Genomic DNA, 2,390 nt, shown 5'->3' on the forward strand with positions numbered 1-2,390 from the left:
AGTGGGTGAGAAAAATCAACCGTGACCGTCTCGCCCTTGGCGAGCGAAGTTTCTTTGTCGGAAGTCAAGGTGCAGGGAGCTTGTGCAAATTTTGCCGTGAGTTCACTGATAATGCCTGGATCCAATTTAGTATCAAGGATTGCGTAACCATCACGGTGGAGGTTGGTGAGTGCGGCCTCTTTAGAACCAGGCTGGGACCACAACCCCAAGAAGTCGTGTGCTTTTTCGAAGTTATAGCGACCCTGTCCCGTGGCCATTGCCTGGGAAGACTCTGTGAGCCACTCGCCAGCGGACATCAGGAACGCATCGGTCAGGATTTCACCGTCACCGGACTGCCTCTGACCTGTGTCCAGATAGCGTTCGAGTCGCTTTTCATAGGAACGTTTGGTGAGTCTGCCGCCCGTTACTCGATCTGCAACTTGGGTTAAGAGTGACATGGGACTTCCCCTCCCAGAGGAACTATTGTGTGAAAGACCTATCCACCTCCTAGGGTAGCGCTCGGAGATAGTGTGTGGCGCAGCGAAACCGGGATGGGAGCCCAGATGGAGATACATCACAGTCGTATCCCTGCGCTGGATGCTGTCCGGGGTATAGCGATTTTGATGGTAGTTGCCACTCACTCACTTTCTGCCACGGTGGCGGTAACCGGAAGTTACAACATTCCCGCGCCACTCTTCAAACTTTTTGACTACGGCCAGTTCGGCGTTCAACTATTTTTCGTTCTCTCAGGCTGGTTGATGTTTAGCCTGTATACCGGTCATGGAGATTTCTCGCAGGGCAGTTATTGGGCTCGACGGTGGGCGAGAATTTGGCCTTTGTGGATTGTTTTTGTAGTTGCGACATTTGTTTTTCTTTCGAATCCAAACCCCGAGGGAAATATTTGGTTGTCGCTGGCGATCAGCATTTTTTTCCTCGGTTGGCTAACCCCCAATTTGGCTGCCGTTCCCACCGGTGGTCTTACAATCCAACAGGAAATGGGTCACTACACACTATTTGCGCTTTTTCGAAAGAAGAGTGCCGCATTTCTCGCTGGGACAGTGATTGTCGGCTTTCTATCCGCTGTGCTCGCTCGATACCTACAGCAGCATGTTGATCCTGGTTCTGTTTTCGGTATCGCAATCACAGGTTGGTTGCGATTGCAACTATTCAATACGTGGCCATTTTTCTTGTTGGGCGGCCTTGGTTTAGCCCTGTTTCGCATGTGGAGTAAACAAGGACTAACCGGCTTGTTCCCCAATAAAGTCAAGACACCGTTGCTTGTCACCTCGGCTTTGGTGTTGGTTGGTTTCAGCACTTATTCCCAAGACACCCCGGGTTACTTTGTTCTGGGATATGTAGTTTTTGGCGTGTTATTAGCACTGGCACTTAATGCGATACCGGGTGTTGGGGAAATGCTTTGCAGTATTGGTCGGTATTCCTATTTTATGTATTTCTTCCATTTCTGGGTGCTGCGCTGGATCGAAGATTTCTATCGTGGATTGGATCTTCCCGGAGATGATCAGACTTCAGTGGAGTGGAATACCATCACCCTGGTTGTGATCTGGATTGTGGCAACTCTTATTTCATGGGCGGTCGGTTGGGTTTCCTGGCGAATTTTGGAGAAACCAATTTTGAATGCTGCACGTAAGTACATTCATTAAGAACTACTCACACATAGAGGCACTCGGGTAGATGGAAACGAATCCGGAACTAAATGTGGCCTTCAATTTGAAAAAGTTTGGATCTGCGCCCTCGATCCAAAACCAATCCACTCCGGCAGCACACATTTGTGCACTTATTGTTGGCCATTTGTTTGTGGTTAATGCAGTGGAAAGATCAAATCGTTGTAAAACGGTGTCTGCTTCTGCTGCATTTCCAAGCCCAAGTTGATACTCGGACCCTGCGAGGTACATCTTTCTGCCCGTTAACGCTGGGATATTTGTCAAACTCGGTGCTGATGTTGCAATCAGATCAGACTCAGCAGTGTTGTCCTTGAGCCAAACGCTGGCATCAGCTCGGTGTATGTAGTCCGGGGATTCGCCAGAGGAATTAGTTGCAAGAACGTCACTGGCTGGAGCAGGGGTGACGACTCCAACGCCGGTGACTGTTAGGCGTGTCTGGGTCCACACGACGGCCGGTCGGGTCAATAAGGATGTGAGAGTGAGTGCAATGACGGTCATGGCGGTTGCACTCAAGACAACCGCGCGAAACGGTAGATCCTTTTCACGCAGACGTAAAGTGATTAGTGCTAACAGCGCAATGATTAGCCATGGCATTACCGCTGCCGACCAGAACAGCACACCGGGGAATGCAAAGAATGAGTCCTTCAAGGAACTTTGGTCGAACTCCCAGTTCATACTCAGGACCAGTGATACCAGGCTTGCGGCAATAGCGATAATCACGGCAGCAAT

At 50.0% G+C, this 2,390-nt stretch carries 3 protein-coding genes; 1 reads left to right on the forward strand and 2 read right to left on the reverse strand.

The features are described from left to right. On the reverse strand, positions 1-437 hold a 437-nt coding region (locus ABW391_RS29265), incomplete at its 3' end, for a hypothetical protein (protein ID WP_353485447.1). A gap of 93 nt (positions 438-530) precedes the next feature. On the opposite strand from ABW391_RS29265, the gene ABW391_RS29270 reads away from it, so the two are divergent. After that, positions 531-1,640 carry an acyltransferase family protein gene (locus tag ABW391_RS29270; protein ID WP_353485448.1) on the forward strand — a complete coding sequence of 370 codons (1,110 nt, stop codon included), beginning with the start codon at positions 531-533 and terminating at the stop codon, positions 1,638-1,640. 3 nt (positions 1,641-1,643) lie between these two features. Here the strand turns inward: ABW391_RS29270 and ABW391_RS29275 are convergent. Beyond that, on the reverse strand, positions 1,644-2,390 hold a 747-nt coding region (locus tag ABW391_RS29275; RefSeq protein WP_353485449.1), incomplete at its 5' end, for a hypothetical protein.

Origin of the sequence: Haliscomenobacter sp. (assembly GCF_040403615.1) — a bacterium.
Taxonomy (GTDB): domain Bacteria; phylum Bacteroidota; class Bacteroidia; order Chitinophagales; family Saprospiraceae; genus Haliscomenobacter.